Origin of the sequence: Pseudomonas brassicacearum subsp. brassicacearum, assembly GCF_008801605.1 — a bacterium.
Lineage (GTDB): Bacteria > Pseudomonadota > Gammaproteobacteria > Pseudomonadales > Pseudomonadaceae > Aquipseudomonas > Aquipseudomonas brassicacearum.
Genome location: NZ_VZPJ01000003.1, coordinates 159006 through 179319, shown reverse-complemented (window position 1 = coordinate 179319; position 20314 = coordinate 159006). Strand labels below are relative to the sequence as shown.

Genomic DNA, 20314 nt, shown 5'->3' with positions numbered 1-20314 from the left:
TTTCCTGTGACCCATAAATAACTAAGCCCGGCCGAAGCCGGGCTGTGAGGGTGTCGTTCTCGGATTAGCTGATGGCAGCAGTGTTAGTGCGGTCGAAGCCATCTTCAGCGACGGTAGCGCCGCCAGTGCGGTCGAAGCCATCTTCAGCGACGGTAGCGCCGCCAGTGCGGTCGAAGCCATCTTCAGCGACGGTAGCGCCGCCAGTGCGGTCGAAGCCATCTTCAGCGACGGTGGCGCCGTTAGTGCGGTCGAAGCCATCTTCAGCAACGGTGGCGCCGTTAGTGCGGTCGAAGCCATCTTCAGCGACGGTGGCGCCGTTAGTACGGTCGAAGCCATCTTCAGCGACGGTGGCGCCGTTAGTACGGTCGAAGCCATCAGCAGCAACGGTGGCAGCGCTAGTACGGTCATAACCGTCGGCGGCGATGGCCGAGCTGGTGCGGTCGAAGCCGTCGGCAGCGAAGGTGTTGGCGGCCAGTACGGACAGGGTCAGGGCGATGATCAGTTTGGTTTTCATGGTCGTGCTCCAGAATGTTTTGGCGTTAGCGCCTTGGGTGTGGAGTTCATATTACGCTCGTTAATTTGATTAAAAAGCGCAAAAAAGTGCTTAAATAAATCGATTTAATCGATGTGTTGTCCGTCAGCGCAAAACAGTCAATGAGGCTCGTCATCGGCGTTGCGAACTGCGTTCTGTTGAGAGTGAGGATGGAAGCCAGGCATTAACCAGAGATTAATGTCAGATAAATCTTTGGATATGTGGAACGAGAAAAGGGGCGAACCTGTTCAGGTGCGCCCCTTTCTGTTTGTCCGACGTGGCTGTCAGTCGGTAACGATCCGCGAGTGCTTGCGGGTGTCTTTCATGGTGATGTACACCAGCAGCGACACGGCGATGCACGCCGTCACGTACCAGTAGTAGCCGGTTTCCATGCCGATGCTCTTGAACCACAGGGCGATGTATTCAGCGGTGCCGCCGAAGATCGACACGGTCAGTGCGTACGGCAGGCCGACGCCCAGGGCACGGATTTCGGTGGGGAACAGCTCGGCTTTCACCACGGCGTTGATCGAGGTGTAGCCGCTGACGATGATCAGCGCAGCCATGATCAGGAAGAACGCGCCCCACCAGGTCTGGATGGTGTGCAAGGTGGTGAGGATCGGCACGGTGAACAGCGTGCCGAGGATGCCGAAGGCGATCAGGATCGGCCGGCGGCCAATCTTGTCCGACAGCCCGCCGATCACCGGTTGCAGGCACATGAACAGGAACAATGTGGCGGCAGAAATGGTGGTGGAGTCGGAGATACTCATGCCGACGGTGTTCACCAGGTATTTCTGCATATAGGTGGTGTAGGTGTAGAACGCCAGGGTGCCGCCCATGGTCAGGCCGACCACGGTCATCAGTTCCTTGGGATGGCGCATCAAGGTGCGCATCGCGCTTTCCTTGGCTTTTTCCTTTTTGGTGAACGACTCGGTTTCTTCCATGCCGCGTCGCAGGTACAGCGCCACGACAGCGCACAGCGCGCCGATGGCGAACGGGACGCGCCAGCCCCAGGCATACAGCTGTTCGGTGGTGAGGGTCTGTTGCAGCACGATCAGCACGCCCAGGGCGATGAGCTGGCCGGAGATCAGGGTCACGTACTGGAAGCTGGAGAAGAAGCCGCGACGTTCCTTGGTCGCCATCTCGCTCAGGTAGGTGGCCGAGGTGCCGTACTCGCCACCCACTGACAGGCCTTGGAGCAAGCGGGCAAAGACCAGCAGGATCGGTGCGCCGACGCCGATGGTTTCGTAGCTCGGGCTCAGGGCAATGATCAGCGAGCCGAAGCACATCAGGTACACCGACGCCATCAGCGCACGTTTGCGACCGGCACGGTCGGCGTACAGGCCCATCAACCACCCGCCGATCGGACGCATCAGGAAGCCCACGGCGAAGATCGCGGCGGTGTTGAGCAATTGGGCGGTGGTGTCGCCCTTGGGGAAGAAGACTTTGGCGAAGTACAACGAGAATGCGGCGTAGACGTACCAGTCATACCACTCGACCATGTTGCCGACCGAGCCGCTGAAGATCGATTTGATCCGGCTGGCGGTGGTTCTTTCACGGGCGGGCACGGCAGCCGACCCAAGGGGCAGGGCGTTGGAGTTGTCCATTGAAGGATCCCTTCGTTTAATTGTTTTTGTGGAGCGCGTGGGAACGCAGCCTGACAGGGCTATAGCAGGAGCTGTGCCAGGTGGCAGAAGGCCGGTTTAGAGGGGGGCATGGCGCTAGGTGAGCGGAAAATCGCTCATTGTGGCTGGGGGTGTGGGCGGGAATCCGCTTATGCAGGGAGAGGGTTGTTGTCTGTACTGGCCCCATCGCGAGCAAGCTCGCTCCCACATTTCGTCCGGCTTACACATGCCCCTGTGGGAGCGAGCTTGCTCGCGATGAGGCCGGTACAGACCCAGAGAATTCAGCGGGCCTTACAAAAACATCTCCCGACTCAACCCATGCCGCTGCATCTTTTCATTGAAGGTGCGGCGCGGCAGTTGCAGTTCCTCAAGCACGGCTTTCACATCGCCTTTGTGCCGGGTCAGGGCGGCGCGCAGGCATTGGGCTTCGAAGGCTTCCTGTTGGGCCGCGAGGGATTGGCCCGGCTCCGTCTCCAGGACGGGCAGTTGATCAAGCCCCAACACCTGGCGTTCGGCGACGTTGGCCAGCTCACGCACGTTGCCCGGCCAGTCGTGGCTGAGCAGATGGCTCAACTGCGGGCCGCTCAGGGGCGCGGCGGAGCGGCCCAGGCGTTCGGCGGCGCTGTGGGTGAAGTGTTCGAACAGCAGGGGAATGTCCTCGCGCCGTTCGCGCAGCGGTGGCAGGCGCAGTTCGGCGATGTTCAGGCGATAGGCCAGGTCTTCGCGAAAACGTCCGGCCCGGGCTTCGTCCAGCAGGTCGGGCTTGGTGGCGGCGATGATGCGCAGGTCCACCTGGATGCTCTGGTTGGAGCCCAGGCGTTCGAGTTTCTGTTCCTGCAACACCCGCAGCAACTTGACCTGCTGGGCCAGGGGCATGCTCTCGATTTCGTCGAGAAACAGCGTGCCGCCATCGGCGTATTCGAGCTTGCCGATGCGCTTGCCCTGGGCGCCGGTGAAGGCGCCGCTTTCGTGGCCGAACAGCTCCGCTTCGAACAGCGCCTCGGGAATGGCCGCGCAGTTCAACGCGACGAAGGGCTTGCTCGCCCTCGGGCCGAAGTCGTGCAGGCAGCGGGCGACCAGTTCCTTGCCGCTGCCGGTTTCGCCGCGGATCAACACGTTGACCGGCAGTGCGGCCAGGTCCAGCACCTGGCGCCGCAGGTTTTGCAACGCACGGGAAACGCCCAGCAGCGTGCCATCGAGGCGGACCCGGGCGTCGGCCTGTTCATGCAAGCGACGGTTTTCCAGGACCAGGGTGCGTTTGTCCAGGGCCCGGCGCAGGCTGCCGAGCAGGGCTTCGGGGCTGAAGGGTTTTTCCAGGAAGTCGTAGGCTCCGTCGCGCATGGCCTCCACGGCCATCGGCACGTCGCCGTGGCCGGTCAACAGAATCACCGGCAGGTCCGGATCGCGGCGGCGCACTTCGGCCAACAGCTCCAGGCCACTGAGGCCGGGCATGCGCACATCGCTGAGGATCACTCCAGGGAAATGCTCCGGCAACCGGGCCAGGCATTCATCGGCGCGGCTGAACAACTGCACCTGAAACCCCGACAGGCTCAACCATTGCTCGACGGCGCTGCGAATGCTGCCTTCGTCATCAACGACCATGACTGAATCAAGCATTCAGTTGCGCCTCCTTATCAATGGGCAAGGTCACGCAGAATACCGCGCCGTGCTCATGGTTGTCCGCCGTCAGTCGTCCACCGGATTCATGGATGATTGCAAACGAAACCGCCAGCCCCAGACCCAGGCCATCGCCCACCGCCTTGGTGGTGAAGAATGGATCGAACACCTGGGCCAGGTGTTCCTCGGCGATCCCGGTGCCGCTGTCGCTGACGGTCAGGCGCCACAATTGCTCATCGGCTTCCAGGCGCACTTCCAGGCGCTTGATGGGTTGGTCGGCCATGGCGTCGAGGGCGTTGCGCAGCAGGTTGATCAATACCTGTTCGAGGCGGATCGCATCGCCGCGCACCCAGGCCGGTCGAGTCAGGTGCAGCACGGTGCTGATCTGTTCGTCGCGCAGGCGCGTGTCCAGCAATTGCAGCGCCTGGTCGACCACCGCCGCCAGGTCCAGGCGTTCGCGCAGGCCACTGGGGCTTTTGCGGGCGAAGGTCTTCAGGTGACCGGTGAGGGCGGCCATGCGGGTCAGCATGTCGTCCACCGGCTTGAGGGCCTTGTAGGCGTCATCGACCCGACCATGATCGAGCAGCAAACGCAGGGTCGCCAATTGCATGCGTTGGGCGGTCAAGGGCTGGTTGATTTCATGGGCCAGGGCCGCCGACATCTGCCCCAGTGCCGCCAGCTTGGCCGATTGCACCAGCCCGTCCTGGGCCGTGTGCAGATCCCGGGTACGTTCTTCGACCAACCGTTCAAGCTCTTCGCGGCTGCGCTGGCGCAACTTTGCCAGGCGCCAGCGCTGGTTGAGAAACAGCAGCAGGAACACCAGCGCCAGCCACGACCCGGCGGCCGCGAGCCCGGCGTTGCGACGGTCTTCGAAGGCGATCTGCGGACGGCGCAGCAAGTGCAGCGTCCAGCCTTCGGCGGTCAGCGGCAAGGATTCCCACAGGTAGTGCGCCGAGCCATCGGGCGTCTCGACCCGGACCAGATGGCTATTGTCGTCAAAGCGCCGCAGGGGTTCATAGGCCAGCGGTTGCAACGGTTGTTTGTCGTATTGACGGGTGGCCTTGAGTTCGGCGCGGGCGCTGTCGCTCAGCGGCTGCAAGTGGCGATAACGCCAGCCCGGGCGATTGGCAATGAAGATAATCCCCCGCGCGTCGCTGACCAACAGCGTGTCGCTGCCCTGGCGCCACTCGCGCTCAAGCTCCGGAAACTCCAACTTCACCACCATCGCGCCGAGGAAGTCACCATTGTCGCCGGTCACCGCACTGGATAAGAAATAACCCGGAATACCGCTGGTCACGCCCACTGCATAAAACCGCCCGGTGCCCTGGGTGCGAGTCTGGATGAAGTAGGGGCGGAAACCATAATTGTGCCCGACGTAGCTGCTGGGCAGACGCCAGTTACTGGCCGCCACGGCGAGGCCTGTATGGTCGAGCAATTCAAGCGTGGACGATTGTGCGGCGCCGTTGATTTTTTCCAGTTTGCGATTCAATGCATCCTGTTGCGTCGCGCTCAGCGAGCCCTTGAGGGCATCACGCAACTGCGGGTCCAGCGCCAGCACGGCGGGCAGGGCGCGGTAGCGTTCGATCAGGGTGTGGAGGGAATTGGCGTACAGCGCCAGTTGCTGGCTCGCACGGCTAGCGTCTTCCTCCAGGGCTGCGCGCTCGGCATGGCGCACGGCGAGGACGGCGGCAAGGGCTGCGCCGGCGAGGATCAGGACGATGGCAAGGAGCAGGCGCAAGGGGCGCGGCATTGCGGGCATTTGATTGTTTCAAGGGCAGGGCAGGGATGGGCACGATAGCACGCCGAATTAGCGGCTGAATCGCCGCTATCGAGAGCCAGTTCGTAAAGAGGTTCACATTCGGCGTTGAAGCAAGCCGATCCGCCGCTTTCGCTTCAAGACAAACCGGCTATCTGAGCATGCTTTGGGTCTTCTTCAGTTGAACGATCGTGGCTTTCATCTGAAGTCTCAGGTTTTGAGGCGTGTCGCCACTGGATTCTCCGAATAGCTTTTCCAGCGGCTGGTAGGTATTGGTAGCGCCGAGTTCCGCCTTATTGAACAGCTTGTCGATGTAGTCCATTTGTGCGTTCAGCACCTCGATCATGCCATTGATGTACTCGTCGGCCCGGGCGATTTTTTCCTCGGAAAGTTCACGGTTGGCGCCGCGGATTTCGTGAATGATCTCGATTGTCCCGAGCACTGTACCCACCGCGGCCCCGATTTCGCTGGCGGTCACGTTTCCGCTGGCTTTCAGCGCGATTTTGGTGCCGGTGACAGCCGCTTCCTTGCCGGCTTTCAAGACGTTTCGGGTGGTGGGCGCGGTCACGGCATGGAGCAGGTCCTGACCTTTCGCCTTGGCATACTCGTCCAGATTGAGGTGCTTGTATTCGCCTCTCTTCACGATGCGATTCGGGTCCAGTTTGCGGGTCTTGAAGTTGACCGCTGCGCTCAGGCTCAATCGCTCCAGTGCATAGTCAAGGCCAATGCTCACGCCTTTGCTGGTCGTGAACCCCAGCGCGGCCCCCAGGATGATACCGGGTGGGCCCGCAACGCTGCCCAGTGCCGCCGCCCCCATGCCCACCGCGATGCCCGCGCCATAACTGATGACCTGCGCTCCAACATGAGCGCCGACACGTACCGCGGCGGACTGGGCGTGAGCCGCTACCGAGCGATGGCTTTCCAGTTGGGTCTGCGCTTCGCGGGCCCTGCGTGAAGTCAGCTTCAGGATGTCCTTGAACTTGGCTATCTCCCGGTTCAGTTTGTGTTTTTTCTTCCGCCCTTCATGGTCGGCCGCGGCCTGCGCTTTCCTGTCATCTCTCTCTGCCTGTGTCTCCAGGATCAAGCCTTGGTCGTCGGTCAGCGTCATCGGGTTGTTGCCGACGAATCCATACAGGTTCAACCCGTCGACAGTGCCCGCCGGGTCCGGGCTCAACCAGCGCTGCAACCACGGCGGGTAATAACGCGCACCGTAGTAATACAGGCCACTGGCATCCAGCTCCTTGCCCGAATACCGCAAAGTCTTGTAGTCGACTTCTATTCTCGAACGGGCGGCCTGCCAGCTGGTACCACCGAACGGATAGTAATGCTCAAGGCTGATCAAGGCGCCCTCGCGGTCCAGCTCCAATGTGCTGGAGCCCAGGTGGTCGTCGAGGTTGTAGCGCAGTTGGTCGGCTTCGATGCCGTCCGGTTGGCCGGCTTCCCAATGCAGGCAACGGACGCTGCCGTGGGCCAACGCAAATGTGATGATGTGCAATTGCTCCCCGTGGCTGCTCGTGCGGATTTCAAGGTCCGGCAAATAACGGGTTTCGTGGCGGGTACTGGCGGTGATGTGGGTCTTGCTGACCCGCTCGCCCAGGCTGTAAAGGTAGGTTTCGTCATCGTCGGCCATGCCGTTGTCGCGCTTGAGCAATGTCACTCTGCTGAGCTGGTCGCGGGCATTCCATACCAGTGGCTGGGCACCGCGTTGCAAATACAATGGGTTACCGTGGGCATCGAACAGCGCGTCGAAATCCGGTTCCGGGTCGTCTACTGTCCAGCGCACGCCCCGGTTGCTGTGGGGGGCGATGCGCAGTGCCTGGGTGTGATTGTTGCCTTCGCGAACATGCCGCAGTTGGGTCAGGTTGTGGCCGCTGTCGTAGGTGTAGAGCTGGGTATAGTTGAAACGGACGGAGGGGTCGATGGGAACGACCGGGGCCGGTAAACCGGGCAGCAGGTGTGGTGTGTCTCCCTCCAGGCCGGTGGCGCTGGTCAGGCGATAGAGCGAGTCGTAGGTGAACTCACGGTGACCGTCCATGCGCTGATTGGCAAAGTACAGGGTGCTCACTGTCTGGTCCTCGATGCGCAGCACATTGCCCACGGGGTCATAGAAATAGGCCAGGTCCTGGCGCAGGGCCTCACCGGCTTTTCCTGTCTTGAGGGTGCTCATCCGACCATCCGCCGGATCACGTGTCCAGCGGCTGGTCACGCCGTTGGCGGTGTCCTGGCGCTCGATCTGGCCGGCTGCGTTATAGAGGGTGTCCAGCAAAATCGGTTGTGATGCCTCATGGTCCTTGAGTTTCAGGTCCGCTTGTCTGAGTTGCCCGCAAACGTCCAGGCGTAAATCATATCGGTGGCCGCCGGCGTCAGTCTGGCTTACCAGTGCGCCGAGGGCGTCCCGGGTTTGTGTACTGGTATAGGGGATAGCGTCGGCAAAACTGCGTACCTGGCGCAACGATTCACCCAACATACTGTAACGGTCGAGGCGCAAGGTGCCCGAGGTGTCGGTCTGCTCCAGCAACCGCCCACGCAGGTTATCTACGGTGTCTTCAGTGGCGTCGGCGTAGGTGAACGTTTCGGCATTCGCCTGGCCATTCTCCTCCAGGGCTAGCGGGCGCAGCTGGTTGTCATACTGCGTGCGCCAATGGTTGCCGCGCGCATTCCATACCTGCAAGGTTTCACCCGCCAACCCCGGCAAGGCCAGGCGCCATCCAGCGTCGACGCTGTCGGTCTGCAGGGGGCTGGCCAGGAGGTTGTAGACCGTGGCCTGATTGGGTTTAGGGGCATGGTCGAACAGCCGTGGGTCCCATTGCTCGGTCAAATGGCCGGTTACGTTGAACCGTTGACGAGTGATCAGCGCGGCTGCGGGGGCCTTGGCCTGGCTTCGCAGATAAGTGATCTGCCGCACCGGCAGGCCACGGCCGTCGACGGCAACGATAGCCGGGGTTCGGGAGTGAACACTGTTCATGTCAGCCCTTCTACGATGAACCATCGAGTGGCGCGGTATCGTTGTAATCGTGATCGCACTGGTACCACGGGTGATAGACATGCCAGGCCTCATGCCCCTTGGCATTGACGACTTTGACCAGCCGCCCTGGCGGGTCGTAGAACTGCCGGTCGTGGTAGCCGTGTTCACGCAGCGACGCGTCGTTGATGTAACGCCAGGCATCGGCGAAGTAAGGGCGGTAGACCCGCGTGACCAGGCCTTTGTTGTTGTACTCGACCCGTTCGCTGACGCGCCAGCGCGGGTTGGCATCATGTTGGATCGGCCGCCCATCGTCGCCCAATCTCAGCGAGCCGTCCTCGGCCACGGCATAGGCTTGCCCAGGCTCGACCAATTGCTTGCTTTGCAGCGGGCGACCAAAACCGTCGACGGCGCTGACGGCGATGCGGATCTGTCGCAGTCGATCATCCGGATAGCGATCGGCGCTCAACACGACGCTGTGGGCCGGTTCCCGGGTTGTGGACTGGATCAGCATCCAGAGTAGTTCCTCGCCGGCGCTCCGCGTCTTGAGCCGGGCCAGGCGAATGCGCGCCGAGGCGCGAATGTGGCCGCTGGGCAGCACGTAGCGGGCGCTGATCCATTCATCGCGCTGCTCCGGCAACACCAGCGCCAGGTCGAGCGTGCCCATCCAGCTCAAATCTTCGATCCGTACGGCGCTGGCCATGTCGCCCAAGGTGTCCGCCGGATTTTCAATGGCGTGAGCGGGAGACAGGTCTTCGGGCGGCTCATAAGTATCGATGGAATCGAAACCCGCCGGAGCGCCATTCTCGGTGCCGTGAAAGGTGATAGCCAAGGGCACGCCGTCCGGGCCATAAAGCGCCTCTTGGATATTGTCGTTGGCGTCGATGATTTTTCGTGGCAGCAGCGAGTGATAGTTGTATTCGATGTGGGTTGCGCAGCCGTCCGGTAGGGTTACGGCGATGGGCATCAGGTGATAGGCGTCATAGTCGGTCGTGGTAACGCCATGGCTCTGGGTTTCCTGCAACGCACTGGCATGGAAGAAACCTTCCAGCGGCAGGTACGTGGTGAAACCGAGTTTCCTTGACCACAGTTCCTGCGCAGCGTCCTTGCCTGGGTCTTCAGGCAGGAACAGCCTCATGGGTTCGAAGCCAATCGTTTCCAATTGCTGGCGAATGTCGAACGGGTCTGGCACGGCGTCATAGGCGTCCAGCGCCTGCTTGTCGAACTCGGCCACTTCCAACGGACCGGGCAAGGCCTGGAACAGGATAGTGTTCGATTCATCGCGCAGGTAGGTTTGTTCGTCAAGACTGATCAACACCCGGGCAGCTGTCCACTCAGCCGAATCCTGATGTTCCAGGAAGCATTCATAGCTGACCTGTTGCGGGTTCAATCCTTCGGGGAGGTTTCCCTTGGGGCGTCGCAACCCGTTGGTGCGAGCGCGCCAAGGGAGGCCGAGCTTTATGCGCAGTCCGGTCTCGTCGGACAGGTCCAGTGATTCGGATCGGCTCTCGATGATATGGAAGATCTGTTGCTGATCGTCATGGGCATCGCGCCACCAAGTGTTCTCGTCTTCGTCTTCGAAGGGGGGATTATCATTTGCGATCAGGCGTCGGGCGTAATGAACGACGAAACTGTGCACCGGCTGGCCGTAGTGATTCCAATTCAGGGAGATGCCGTGCTGGGCTTGTGGGTCGTTGATAAACCCATCGTATTGAAGGCTGACTGTTTCCAGTGCCAGTACCAATAAGCTTTTATGGCCCGCATGAGGTTGACGCAACAGGTAGCGTTGTTGCGTCACGGTGTAGGGTTGGAGCATGGCGATGGATTCGGCGTGGTGGGTCTCGCTGCGCAATACATGGCCAGCCAAGGCGTAGGCCATTTCCCGGGCGGTCTCGGGGTCGGGCGTGATGATCTGGTCGGCTCCGTCCTGTTCGTGGAAACGAGTCAGCAATGTTGGGCCCAGCACTGGCGCGTCGTTGTCGGCTTCGAAACAATCCTTGAGGGGCTGGTCGACGCTACGACCGGTGTGAAACCAGGTCTTGACCAGTGCCGGCGCGGTAAAACCGCTGTCCAAGTCTGCAGCGGGGGTTTCGCTGTCGAGCTGATACAGCCGGGCGAAGCCTCGGAATTCTCGCTGAAAGCTGTCGTAGTCGCCCTCGAAATACGTGAAGCGCTGGGTCAGGCAATTTCCAGTGATTTCGTCCAATTGTTGCTGGCTGGCTACCAGCGGCAAAGCCATGGGTAGATGGCAGACCGGCGGCTGGGAGCGTTTCAGGATCTGCTGTTTTTCGTCCAGCCAGAACTGCGCGCTGCTGCGGTAGGCCAGGCTACTGCTGCAGCCCATGTTGTTGTTCGTGGCGCTGAGCAGGTAGGGCCGTGTCGCGACGAAGTCGTAGCGCCAATGGCGCGGTTTCAGATCCGGCGTGTGATGGGGAACACTCAGGATCAAGCTGGCACAACCCAAGCCTTGCAGATCGGCCAGGGTGACTTGGCAGAGGCGGTCATAGCGCAGGCCGTCGGGCCACTGGACCCGCAGGGGTGTTTGCTCCAAGCCATTGCCGCCGCGGTTGAAGTAGATCTCGAAACAATCGCTTTGCAGATAAATCAACGCAGGTGCCCCGGAGCCATCCAGATCGGCGATCCGCACCCGCTCGGCATCGAACTCGCTATAGGTGAAGGGTAGGGCACTCACGACGAAGCCCTCCCCGAAATGTCCATGGCCCAGGTTCGGCCAACACTTGATTTCATTGCAGCGAATACGGCACAGCTCGGTGCTGTCGCTGCCGAGCATATTGCCAAACAACACCAACTCGCTGCGCACGTCGCTGAACAGGGGCAGGTCGCTGTCCGGTTCATGGGGAACGTCCACGCCGGGGGCGAAACCCTCTTCCCGCAGATTGGCGTAGAGCCGCACGCTTTTCGGGCCGATCAGGGCCAATGAGCGCAAGCCGTCGCCGGACAAGTCGCCCAGTTGGGCGGCGGGATGCAGGAATTCGCTGGGGAAGCGCTTGAAGTCGGTAAAGGTCGACCAACTGCGGTCGGGGTTGAGGGTATAAAAGCCACTCATGCCGGGTTGGGCGATGACCCAATTGAGACGACCGCTGCCGGTGAGGTCCGTCAGTATCTGCATCACCGCCGAGTTATCGGTGGCGATCGGGATGCTGGGCAGCATTGACCAGGGACCATAGCTGATTTCGTCATGATCTTCGCTCTCGCCGCGCTCAGGCTCGCGGTAGTACCAACTATCGGCATGGCGGCACAAGAAACCCGGAATGCCTTCGCCGTAGAGGTCGACACACTGGTAGCGACGACCGTCTTCCAGGGCGGGCATGGTTTCCAAGGCAAAAAATTCCGCTGGCTCAAGGTTCGGCTCGAAGTCGGTGTATCGGAGTTCCACCGGAGGGCTGTATCCGACCCGACCCTCGGCATTCCAGTCTTGATAATGGGCGGCGGTCAACAGGCTGTAGCCCAACTCGGTCGGGGTGTATTCCAACAGCAACCGACGCAGCAGCGCGGGTTCGTTGTCGGCTCCGGCAGGGAATTGGTGAAACATCAGCACCTGATGGCACAGGCGCCGGGTGCCCACCTCGAAGCCGTACCGGTAAGCGTGGATAGGATCGCTGCGTAGTTGCCAGGCGTTTTCGTCGAGGGCGGTCCAGGCGGGTTTTTCCTCGAGTTCGAGGGGGCGTTGGCCGTAATCGAATATCAGGTGAAAGTGCCAGGCCAGTTCGGTCGGATCTTCAACTTCAAAGCAATACAAGGTTTCGCTGGCCGTGGCGTTGCCATAACACAACCGTTGCAGGTAACGCTGGGCGCTATAGTCGTGGGGGCCGTCAGGGGGACAGGGGTCGGCCTTGTACTCGTAATAGATGTGCTCGCCCAGCGGGCTGACTTCTTCCAGCAGCAGCCATTGGGCAATGCGCGACGGGACCTGCGGGTCGGCAATACGTGACGTCGTGCTTTTCCCATAGCAATACACGTGGCCGTTGCTGCCCTGTACTCGCCAGAACGGATGGCCATCGATGGAGGTCCAGAGTTCATAAATGTCGAAGGTGCTCTCGACCCTCGGGTAATAGCGCACCACCGCGAAAATACGCTCGCCCATCTTGCGGCTGGTCTGCCGCTCAAGATCTGGCCAGCGATCCACCCCATCGGGGCCGACCATGACGTCGTCTTCCCCGTAGTGCGGGACGCCATTACTGGTCTTGCGGCTGATGCTGGGGACCGACAACTGCATGCCGATGCCGAACAGGCCATTGCCGTTTTGGCTGTTGTATTGCAGAGCCAGGTCCGGCGTCAGATGCCGGGCGCTCGACACGGGCAGCGGCAACTCGAACGAGGCGGCGCCCCTTGTGCCTACCGGGCCGAGGCTGTTGCCGAGGGTCGCGATTGACGCGCCGCCGGCAATGGTGGGCGTGATGATCTGGAGGGGGGCTTGCTCTGCCATTGAAGGTTCATCCCTTTGATCCGCGCCAGGGTTGATCCCCGGCCAGGGTGAGGATGCCAAGAGAGAGCAGGGGTGTAACCTGTCAGATCTGACAGGTGGGTGGGTGCAGCCGATGAATGGCTGTGCTCGCTCCCACAGGTTTTTGGTTGAGACATGAAAAAGGCCGGTGGGCTTGTCGCTCACCGGCCTTCGTCACAACGCTTGCGTGCGGGTTACTGCACTTCCACCGCCAGGCTTTCGCTGATCTTCTGCTGCCAGATCGCTGGGCCTGTGATGTGCACCGACTCGCCTTTGCTGTCCACGGCGACGGTCACCGGCATGTCCTTGACCTCGAACTCGTAGATCGCTTCCATGCCCAGTTCGGCGAACGCCAGGACCTTGGATTTCTTGATCGCCTGGGCCACCAGGTAAGCGGCGCCGCCGACGGCCATGAGGTATACAGCCTTGTTGTCCTTGATCGCTTCGATAGCGGTCGGGCCGCGCTCGGATTTGCCGATCATGCCCAACAGGCCGGTCTGCTCGAGGATCTGGCGGGTGAACTTGTCCATCCGCGTGGCCGTGGTCGGGCCGGCCGGACCGACGACTTCGTCGCCTACCGGGTCGACCGGGCCGACGTAGTAGATGAAGCGGCCCTTGAGGTCCACCGGCAAGGTTTCACCCTTGTTAAGCATCTCGACCATGCGCTTGTGCGCGGCATCGCGACCGGTGAGCATCTTGCCGTTGAGCAGCACGGTTTCGCCCGGTTTCCAGCTCTGCACGTCCTCCGGAGTCAGGGTGTCGAGATTGACGCGACGGGCCGACGGGCCGGCTTCCCAGACGATTTCCGGGTAGGCGTCCAGCGGTGGCGCTTCCAGCGACGCCGGGCCGCTGCCGTCGAGCACGAAGTGGGCGTGACGGGTGGCGGCGCAGTTGGGGATCATACACACCGGCAGGGAGGCGGCGTGGGTCGGGTAGTCCATGATCTTCACGTCGAGCACGGTGGTCAGGCCACCCAGGCCCTGGGCGCCGATGCCCAGTTGGTTGACCTTCTCGAACAGCTCCAGGCGCATCTCTTCGATACGGTTCTGCGGGCCGCGAGCCTTGAGCTCATGGATGTCGATGGATTCCATCAACACTTCCTTGGCCATGACCGCGGCTTTCTCGGCGGTGCCGCCGATGCCGATACCGAGCATGCCCGGTGGGCACCAGCCGGCACCCATGGTCGGAACGGTTTTCAGCACCCAGTCGACGATGGAGTCGGACGGGTTGAGCATGGCCATCTTCGACTTGTTCTCGGAGCCGCCGCCTTTGGCCGCCACGTCCACTTCCACGGTGTTGCCCGGGACGATGGAGTAGTGGATGACCGCCGGGGTGTTGTCCTTGGTGTTTTTACGTGCGCCTGCCGGGTCGGCGAGGATGGAAGCACGCAGGACGTTTTCCGGCAGGTTGTAGGCGCGACGCACGCCCTCGTTGATCATGTCGTCCAGGCTCATGGTCGCGCCATCCCAACGCACGTCCATGCCCACGCGCACGAACACGGTCACGATGCCGGTGTCCTGGCAGATCGGCCGATGGCCGGTGGCGCACATGCGCGAGTTGATCAGGATCTGCGCCATGGAGTCGCGGGCTGCCGGCGATTCTTCGCGCAGGTAGGCCTCGTGCATCGCCTGGATGAAATCCACGGGGTGGTAGTAGGAAATGAACTGCAGGGCGTCGGCAACGCTCTGTATCAGGTCATCTTGCTTGATCACGGTCATGAGTCGCGCTCCTCTCTAAAGACGGGAACATTCAATAAGGTGCCGGCCGCTGGGTGCATCGGTCGACGGGCGGCACCTCTATAAGGCACGCCGGGCATGCTGGCGCGACGCTAAAAAGGCGCGGCAGTATATCGCAGGCTAGCCCCCCTGTGGGAGCAAGCCTTGCTCCCACAGAAGCTTTGCTCCCACAGCCCAACAGAGCGGTGCACAGGTGACGTGTCAGGCACCAAACCACTGCGTCAATATAGGCCATTGCTTTGACGCCATTTTTCTGCTCCAGAATTGAATGGTCATTTGTCCTACACGCCACTAAAGTGGCGTCTGGCCTGTAGCGTAGGACGCCTCCTGTCAGTTTCCTTTCCCATGGTGAGTCAACGATTGACCCATAACGCCATTCAACGTCTTTTGCTGAAACGCTTCGCTTTGGCGGCCGCGACGTACGCGCTGGCACTGGTTTTGTTGTGGCTGGCATTTTTCAGTGGTCATTACCTCGATTCGTTGCGCGGTGTCATCATCGGCAGCGTGTTGGTCGTGCTGTGCCAGGCCGGGTTGTTCGCGCTGTTTATCACCGACCGTAACCTGCGCTTCGCCGACCCCAGCCTCACCGAAGCGCAGGTGCTGATCGGCCTGGGCTGGCAGACCTGGATGATGGCGCACCTGGACCAGGCCCGGGGCGTGTTCCTGGTGTTTTATGTATTGATCCTGTTGTTCGGGCTGTTCCACCTGTCGCGCCGGGCCTTTGTGCGCTGCGCGTCGCTGGTGTTCATCAGCTTCACTGCGATTACCCTATGGGACGGTTACTTCTTCAGGCTGCCCGATCCCACCTTGGCCGGGTTGCAGGTGGCCGTGCTGTTTCTCGTGCTGGTGTGGCTGGTGTTTTACGCCCGCTACGTCCAGATATCACGCCAGCGCATGCGCCAGCGGCGGTTTGCCTTGCAGGCGCACCAGGACACCTTGCGCGGGATGATGCGCCAGCTCGAAGACCTGGTGGCCACCGATGAGCTGACCGGGCTGTTCAATCGCCGGCACTTCCTGCGCCTCGCTTCCCGCGAGCTCAACACCCTCAGGCCCGGCATCGCCCATGGCCTGGCCCTGATCGATCTCGACCATTTCAAGCGCATCAACGACCTGCACGGCCACGCTGCGGGCGACCAGGTGCTGCAGGCCTTTGCCGCGGTCGCCACCGCGTGCCTGCGCGAGGGCGATGTATTGGCCCGTTATGGCGGCGAGGAATTTGTCATGCTGCTGCCCGCCTGCGACCCCCAGCGCCTGACGGCCTGCTGCGAGCGGCTGCGGCTGGCGTTCACTGAAGTCGAGCTGATCGGTCTGCAGGTCGGCGCCCTCAGCTTGTCGGCGGGCATGACGATGCTGGAAATGGGGGATGACCTGGACAACGCGTTGCAGCGTGCCGACCAGGCCCTGTACCGTGCCAAGCGAGACGGCCGCAATCGGTGCGCTGCCGGCTGGGAGAACACCGATGCCTGAACTGACAGTCGCCGGTCGGCAATGGACGGTGGCGGCGGGCAGTAACCTGCTGGACGCGTTGAACGGCGCCGGTGTAGCGGTGCCCTACAGTTGTCGCGCCGGCAGCTGCCACGCTTGCCTGGTGCAGTGCGTGGGCGGCGATGTGCGCGACAGCCGCCCCGACGCCCTGAGCCCGACGCAGCGCGACCAGGGGTGGCGGCTGGCCTGCCAATGCCAGGTGGTCGAGGATGTGCAGATCCACACCTTCGACCCGCAACGCGACGGCCAGGCCGCTCACGTGGCTGCAGTGGATTGGCTCGGTGGCGAGGTGCTGCGCCTGCGCATCACCCCCGAGCGGTCGCTGCGTTATCAGGCCGGGCAGCACCTGGTGCTGTGGGCCGGTGACGTGGCCCGGCCGTATTCCCTGGCGAGCCTGCCCGAGGAAGACCGTTTCCTGGAGTTCCACCTCGATTGCCGCGAGCCCGGCCAATTCATCGAGGCGGCCCGGCAGATGAAGGCCGGCGACCCGATCCGCCTGGGCGAACTGCGTGGCGGTGCCTTGCATTACGACCCCGACTGGCACGACCGGCCGCTGTGGCTGCTCGCCGCTGGCACCGGCCTGGCGCCGTTGTTTGGCTTGCTGCGCGAAGCTTTGCGCCAGCATCACCAAGGCGCGATTCGCCTTATTCACGTGGCCCATGATGGAGCCGGGCATTACCTGGCCAAACCCCTGGCGGCGCTGGCGGCCAAGCATCAAAACCTCAGCGTGGAGCTGCTGACCGCGGCCGAGGCGCCGTCCGCCTTGGCGCAACTGCGGCTTGTTTCGCGGCAAACCCAGGCCTTACTCTGCGGCCATCCCGACCGGGTCGAGGCCTTCGCCAAGCGCTTGTACCTGGCCGGCTTGCCGCGCAATCAACTGCTGGCCGACGTCTTCCTGCCCCGTGGTTGAGCGCTGATCTTCAGACGCGAGACCGACCATGACCGAAACCCTGTTGCTCGACCGAGAACGCGGCCTGCTGACGGTGCGCTTGAACCGTGCGGAAAAGAAAAACGCCCTGACCCGGGCCATGTACAGTCAACTGGCCCAAGCCCTGGCGATGGCCGATACCGACCCGCAGATTCGCGCAGTGCTGCTCACCGGCTCCAGTGACTGCTTCACCGCCGGCAACGACATCATCGACTTCCTCGAACAACCACCGAACGACCTCGATAACCCGGTGTTCCAGTTCATGCTCAGTCTGCTCGATTGCCGCAAACCGGTGATCGCCGCCGTGGCCGGGCCGGCGGTGGGCATCGGCACCACATTGCTGCTGCACTGCGACCTGGTCTACGTCAGCCGGGACGCGCGGCTGCGTATGCCGTTCGTCAACCTGGGACTGTGTCCGGAGTTCGGCTCCAGCCTGATCCTGCCGCGGCTGCTGGGCCAGGCCCGGGCTGCGCAATTGTTGCTGTTGGGCGAGGGCTTCAGTGGTGAACAGGCGGTCGCCTGGGGCATTGCCACCGAGGCGCTGGACAGTGGCGAGGCGGCCTTGGCCAAGGCTCGGGAAGTGGCGTTGCGCTTCGAATCGCTGCCGGCTGAAGCGGTGAACATCAGCAAGCAACTGATGAAAGCGCCCGACCGGGAGCAACTGCTCAGGGTGATCGAAGAAGAGGGCAGGCTGTTCACCCAACGCCTGCGCTCGCCCGAGGCGGTAGCGGCGTTGTCGGGGTTTATCAACAGGCATTGAGTTTTGCAGCGCCTGGACTGGCCCTATCGCGAGCAAGCTCGCTCCCACAGGGGGTTGGGGGCGAGCGGAAAGTCTCGGAACACCACAGAACCATTGTGGGAGCGAGCTTGCTCGCGATGACGGCAGTTCAGGCACTGCATTCTCCGAGAGCAAAAACCAAAAAGCCCCGCCATTCACATGGCAGGGCTTTTGTTTTTCAGCGCTCGGTCACTCAGACCATCGGGTCGCCAACGTGCAGGATTTTCATCCCGTTGGTGCCGCCGATGGTGTGGTAGCTGTCGCCCTTGGTCAGGATGACCCAGTCGCCAGTCTGCACCACGCCACGCTTGACCAGTTCATCCACCGCCGCCTGGCTGACTTCGCCCGGTTGCAGGGCGGCCGGGTCGAACGGCACGGTGTAGACGCCACGGAACATGGACGCGCGAGCCTGGGTTTCGCGGTGCGGGGAGAACGCGTAGATCGGCACCGAGGAGCGAATGCGCGACATGATCAGCGGTGTGTAGCCACTTTCGGTCAGGGCGATGATCGCCTTCACGCCCGGGAAGTGGTTGGCGGTGTACATCGTCGCCAGGGCGATGCTTTCGTCACAGCGCTCGAAGGTCTTGCCGATGCGGTGGCTGGAAGTCTTGCTGGTCGGATGCTTTTCAGCGCCGATGCAGATACGCGCCATGGCCTGCACCGCTTCAAGCGGGTAGAGGCCGGCGGCGCTTTCGGCCGAGAGCATCACGGCGTCGGTGTAGTCGAGCACGGCGTTGGCTACGTCGGACACTTCGGCGCGGGTCGGCATCGGGTTCTGGATCATCGACTCCATCATCTGGGTCGCGACGATCACCGCTTTGTTATGGCGGCGTGCGTGCAGAATGATCTTCTTCTGGATGCCCACCAGCTCGGCGTCGCCGATTTCCACGCCCAGGTCACCACGGGCCACCATCACGGCGTCGGACGCCTTGATCAGGCCATCGAGGGTTTCGTCGTCGGCCACGGCTTCGGCGCGTTCGATCTTGGCCACCAGCCAGGCAGTGCCGCCGGCTTCGTCGCGCAGTTGACGGGCGTATTCCATATCGGCGGCGTCACGCGGGAAGGACACGGCCAGGTAGTCGACTTCCATTTCCGCGGCCAGCTTGATGTCGGCCTTATCTTTTTCGGTCAGGGCCGGTGCGGTCAGGCCACCACCGCGACGGTTGATGCCTTTGTGGTCCGACAGCGGGCCGCCGATGGTCACGATGCAGTTCAGTTCGGTGGCGGTGGCGGTTTCGACGCGCATCACCACGCGACCGTCGTCGAGCAGCAGCTCGTCGCCCACGCCGCAGTCCTTGACCAGGTCCGGGTAGTCGATGCCGACCACTTGCTGGTTGCCTTCGGTCAGCGGATGGCTGGTGGAGAAGGTGAAGGCGTCACCGATCTTCAGCTCGATGCGCTTGTTGGCGAATTTGGCGATACGGATCTTCGGGCCTTGCAGGTCACCCAGCAGGGCAACGAAGCGACCGTGCTTGGCGGCGAGGTCGCGCACCAGCTTGGCACGAGCCTTGTGCTCGTCGGGGGTACCGTGGGAGAAATTCAGGCGGGCAACGTCCAGGCCAGCCAGAATCAGCTGTTCGAGAACTTCCGGCGAATTACTGGCCGGGCCAAGGGTAGCGACGATTTTGGTGCGACGGACGGACATGCAAGACTCCTCAAGTTCAAGCGCCAGCGAAGGCTACTATGCTCTTTGGGTGTAGTCATTGTTCATATGCACTACTTTTTCGTTTGTTTTTCGAAATGAACATTCCTGAAAATTTTTGCGCCTTGGATGAGCTTTCAAGTACAGCTTGGTGGTGAGCTGGAATGATCTGTGGGAGCAAGGCTTCATTCATGTCACTGTGCCTCCATCACTGATCATCCTCCTTATCAGAAGGACAAAGCCCAGTTCCATTTTTCAGGCTGAAGATTTTCCCACCCAGGTCGATACAGAGCTCAAGACAGGAGAACCTCCCATGCGATTCGTGCTTTTCGTTGCCCTGGCCCTGAGCGTCACGGGCTGCACCCGTTGGTCGATGAACCACCACATGAACCTGGCCTACAAGGCCTATGACCGCGGCAATTGCGAGCAGGTCATGCTCGAACTGTCCCAGGTCGACCGCGCCAGCCGTGCCCGCCGCTACATGCAGCCGGAAGTCTCGATGCTGCGCGGCCAGTGCCTGGAACGGCAGAAGCTGTTTATCGATGCGGCGCAGACCTACCAGTTCATCATCACCCAATACCCTGACAGCGAATACGCCTTCCGCGCCCGCGCCCGGCTCGAGACCCTGCAGAGCCTAGGCCATTATCCGACCCGCAGCGCGTCGGCGATGCGCCCGACGGCGTCCTGACAGGCTCATCAAGCCATGGCCGGGGCGATCCCTGGCCACAAGCGCCTGGCGTGTTTTTGTTTATGAAAGGTGTACGGACGGACTGGCTGCCACACGACCATGA

General features: G+C 61.9%; 13 protein-coding genes. 4 read left to right on the top strand and 9 right to left on the bottom strand.

What is annotated here, in order from left to right; genetic code table 11:
- Nucleotides 1–64: 64 nt before the first annotated feature.
- From F7R20_RS09325 to F7R20_RS09295, 7 genes are all read right to left on the bottom strand, one after another.
- On the bottom strand, nucleotides 65–514 hold the full coding sequence (locus F7R20_RS09325; RefSeq protein ID WP_151180599.1) for a heme utilization protein: 450 nt from the start codon (nucleotides 512–514) through the stop codon (nucleotides 65–67).
- A gap of 302 nt (nucleotides 515–816) precedes the next feature.
- On the bottom strand, nucleotides 817–2136 hold the full coding sequence (locus tag F7R20_RS09320; protein ID WP_003205137.1) for an MFS transporter: 1320 nt from the start codon (nucleotides 2134–2136) through the stop codon (nucleotides 817–819).
- 309 nt (nucleotides 2137–2445) lie between these two features.
- Nucleotides 2446–3771 (bottom strand): sigma-54-dependent transcriptional regulator, encoded by a 1326-nt coding sequence (locus F7R20_RS09315; protein WP_003205134.1) that lies wholly within the window; start codon nucleotides 3769–3771, stop codon nucleotides 2446–2448.
- Nucleotides 3764–5530, bottom strand: a complete 1767-nt coding sequence (locus F7R20_RS09310) for a sensor histidine kinase (RefSeq protein WP_003205133.1) — start codon at nucleotides 5528–5530, stop codon at nucleotides 3764–3766. Before F7R20_RS09310 ends, F7R20_RS09315 begins: the two co-directional genes overlap by 8 nt.
- A 148-nt stretch (nucleotides 5531–5678) precedes the next feature.
- Nucleotides 5679–8492 (bottom strand): RHS repeat-associated core domain-containing protein, encoded by a 2814-nt coding sequence (locus tag F7R20_RS09305; RefSeq protein ID WP_042956449.1) that lies wholly within the window; start codon nucleotides 8490–8492, stop codon nucleotides 5679–5681.
- A gap of 10 nt (nucleotides 8493–8502) precedes the next feature.
- Nucleotides 8503–12936 carry a SpvB/TcaC N-terminal domain-containing protein gene (locus F7R20_RS09300; protein ID WP_003205129.1) on the bottom strand — a complete coding sequence of 1478 codons (4434 nt, stop codon included), beginning with the start codon at nucleotides 12934–12936 and terminating at the stop codon, nucleotides 8503–8505.
- A 212-nt stretch (nucleotides 12937–13148) separates the two neighbouring features.
- On the bottom strand, nucleotides 13149–14672 hold the full coding sequence (locus F7R20_RS09295) for a fumarate hydratase (protein ID WP_003205127.1): 1524 nt from the start codon (nucleotides 14670–14672) through the stop codon (nucleotides 13149–13151).
- Nucleotides 14673–15050: 378 nt separating this feature from the next.
- Here F7R20_RS09295 and F7R20_RS09290 point away from each other — a divergent pair, with 378 nt between their 5' ends.
- Genes F7R20_RS09290 through F7R20_RS09280 form a run of 3 tightly spaced genes read left to right on the top strand, consistent with a single transcriptional unit; the run spans nucleotide 15051 to nucleotide 17863 of the window.
- Nucleotides 15051–16157: a GGDEF domain-containing protein gene (locus F7R20_RS09290; protein WP_003205125.1), complete on the top strand. Its 1107-nt coding sequence runs from the start codon at nucleotides 15051–15053 to the stop codon at nucleotides 16155–16157.
- Nucleotides 16150–17085: an iron-sulfur-binding ferredoxin reductase gene (locus tag F7R20_RS09285; RefSeq protein WP_003205121.1), complete on the top strand. Its 936-nt coding sequence runs from the start codon at nucleotides 16150–16152 to the stop codon at nucleotides 17083–17085. Before F7R20_RS09290 ends, F7R20_RS09285 begins: the two co-directional genes overlap by 8 nt.
- A 28-nt stretch (nucleotides 17086–17113) precedes the next feature.
- A complete protein-coding gene (locus tag F7R20_RS09280; RefSeq protein WP_003205119.1) occupies nucleotides 17114–17863 on the top strand; it encodes an enoyl-CoA hydratase in 750 nt (249 codons plus the stop codon).
- Between the two features lie 211 nt (nucleotides 17864–18074).
- Here the strand turns inward: F7R20_RS09280 and pyk are convergent, their stop codons facing one another.
- Together pyk and F7R20_RS32065 are read right to left on the bottom strand one after the other, a co-directional pair.
- Nucleotides 18075–19526, bottom strand: a complete 1452-nt coding sequence (pyk, locus tag F7R20_RS09275) for a pyruvate kinase (protein WP_003205118.1) — start codon at nucleotides 19524–19526, stop codon at nucleotides 18075–18077.
- A gap of 55 nt (nucleotides 19527–19581) precedes the next feature.
- The gene (locus F7R20_RS32065; RefSeq protein WP_256212897.1) at nucleotides 19582–19716 is read right to left on the bottom strand and encodes a hypothetical protein; all 135 of its coding nucleotides are present in this window, start codon (nucleotides 19714–19716) and stop codon (nucleotides 19582–19584) included.
- 120 nt (nucleotides 19717–19836) lie between these two features.
- On the opposite strand from F7R20_RS32065, the gene F7R20_RS09270 reads away from it, so the two are divergent.
- Nucleotides 19837–20211: a tetratricopeptide repeat protein gene (locus F7R20_RS09270; protein ID WP_003205116.1), complete on the top strand. Its 375-nt coding sequence runs from the start codon at nucleotides 19837–19839 to the stop codon at nucleotides 20209–20211.
- Nucleotides 20212–20314 lie beyond the last annotated feature (103 nt).

Bases quoted from the DNA above. Each gene is read 5' to 3' on its own strand.
- F7R20_RS09285 (WP_003205121.1), top strand. From the start codon at position 16,150: ATGCCTGAACTGACAGTCGCCGGTCGGCAATGGACGGTGGCGGCGGGC.
- F7R20_RS09300 (WP_003205129.1), bottom strand. From the start codon at position 12,936: ATGGCAGAGCAAGCCCCCCTCCAGATCATCACGCCCACCATTGCCGGC.
- pyk (WP_003205118.1), bottom strand. From the start codon at position 19,526: ATGTCCGTCCGTCGCACCAAAATCGTCGCTACCCTTGGCCCGGCCAGT.
- F7R20_RS09320 (WP_003205137.1), bottom strand. From the start codon at position 2,136: ATGGACAACTCCAACGCCCTGCCCCTTGGGTCGGCTGCCGTGCCCGCC.
- F7R20_RS09315 (WP_003205134.1), bottom strand. From the start codon at position 3,771: ATGCTTGATTCAGTCATGGTCGTTGATGACGAAGGCAGCATTCGCAGC.
- F7R20_RS09305 (WP_042956449.1), bottom strand. From the start codon at position 8,492: ATGAACAGTGTTCACTCCCGAACCCCGGCTATCGTTGCCGTCGACGGC.
- F7R20_RS09280 (WP_003205119.1), top strand. From the start codon at position 17,114: ATGACCGAAACCCTGTTGCTCGACCGAGAACGCGGCCTGCTGACGGTG.
- F7R20_RS09295 (WP_003205127.1), bottom strand. From the start codon at position 14,672: ATGACCGTGATCAAGCAAGATGACCTGATACAGAGCGTTGCCGACGCC.
- F7R20_RS09325 (WP_151180599.1), bottom strand. From the start codon at position 514: ATGAAAACCAAACTGATCATCGCCCTGACCCTGTCCGTACTGGCCGCC.
- F7R20_RS09270 (WP_003205116.1), top strand. From the start codon at position 19,837: ATGCGATTCGTGCTTTTCGTTGCCCTGGCCCTGAGCGTCACGGGCTGC.
- F7R20_RS09310 (WP_003205133.1), bottom strand. From the start codon at position 5,530: ATGCCCGCAATGCCGCGCCCCTTGCGCCTGCTCCTTGCCATCGTCCTG.
- F7R20_RS32065 (WP_256212897.1), bottom strand. From the start codon at position 19,716: ATGAATGAAGCCTTGCTCCCACAGATCATTCCAGCTCACCACCAAGCT.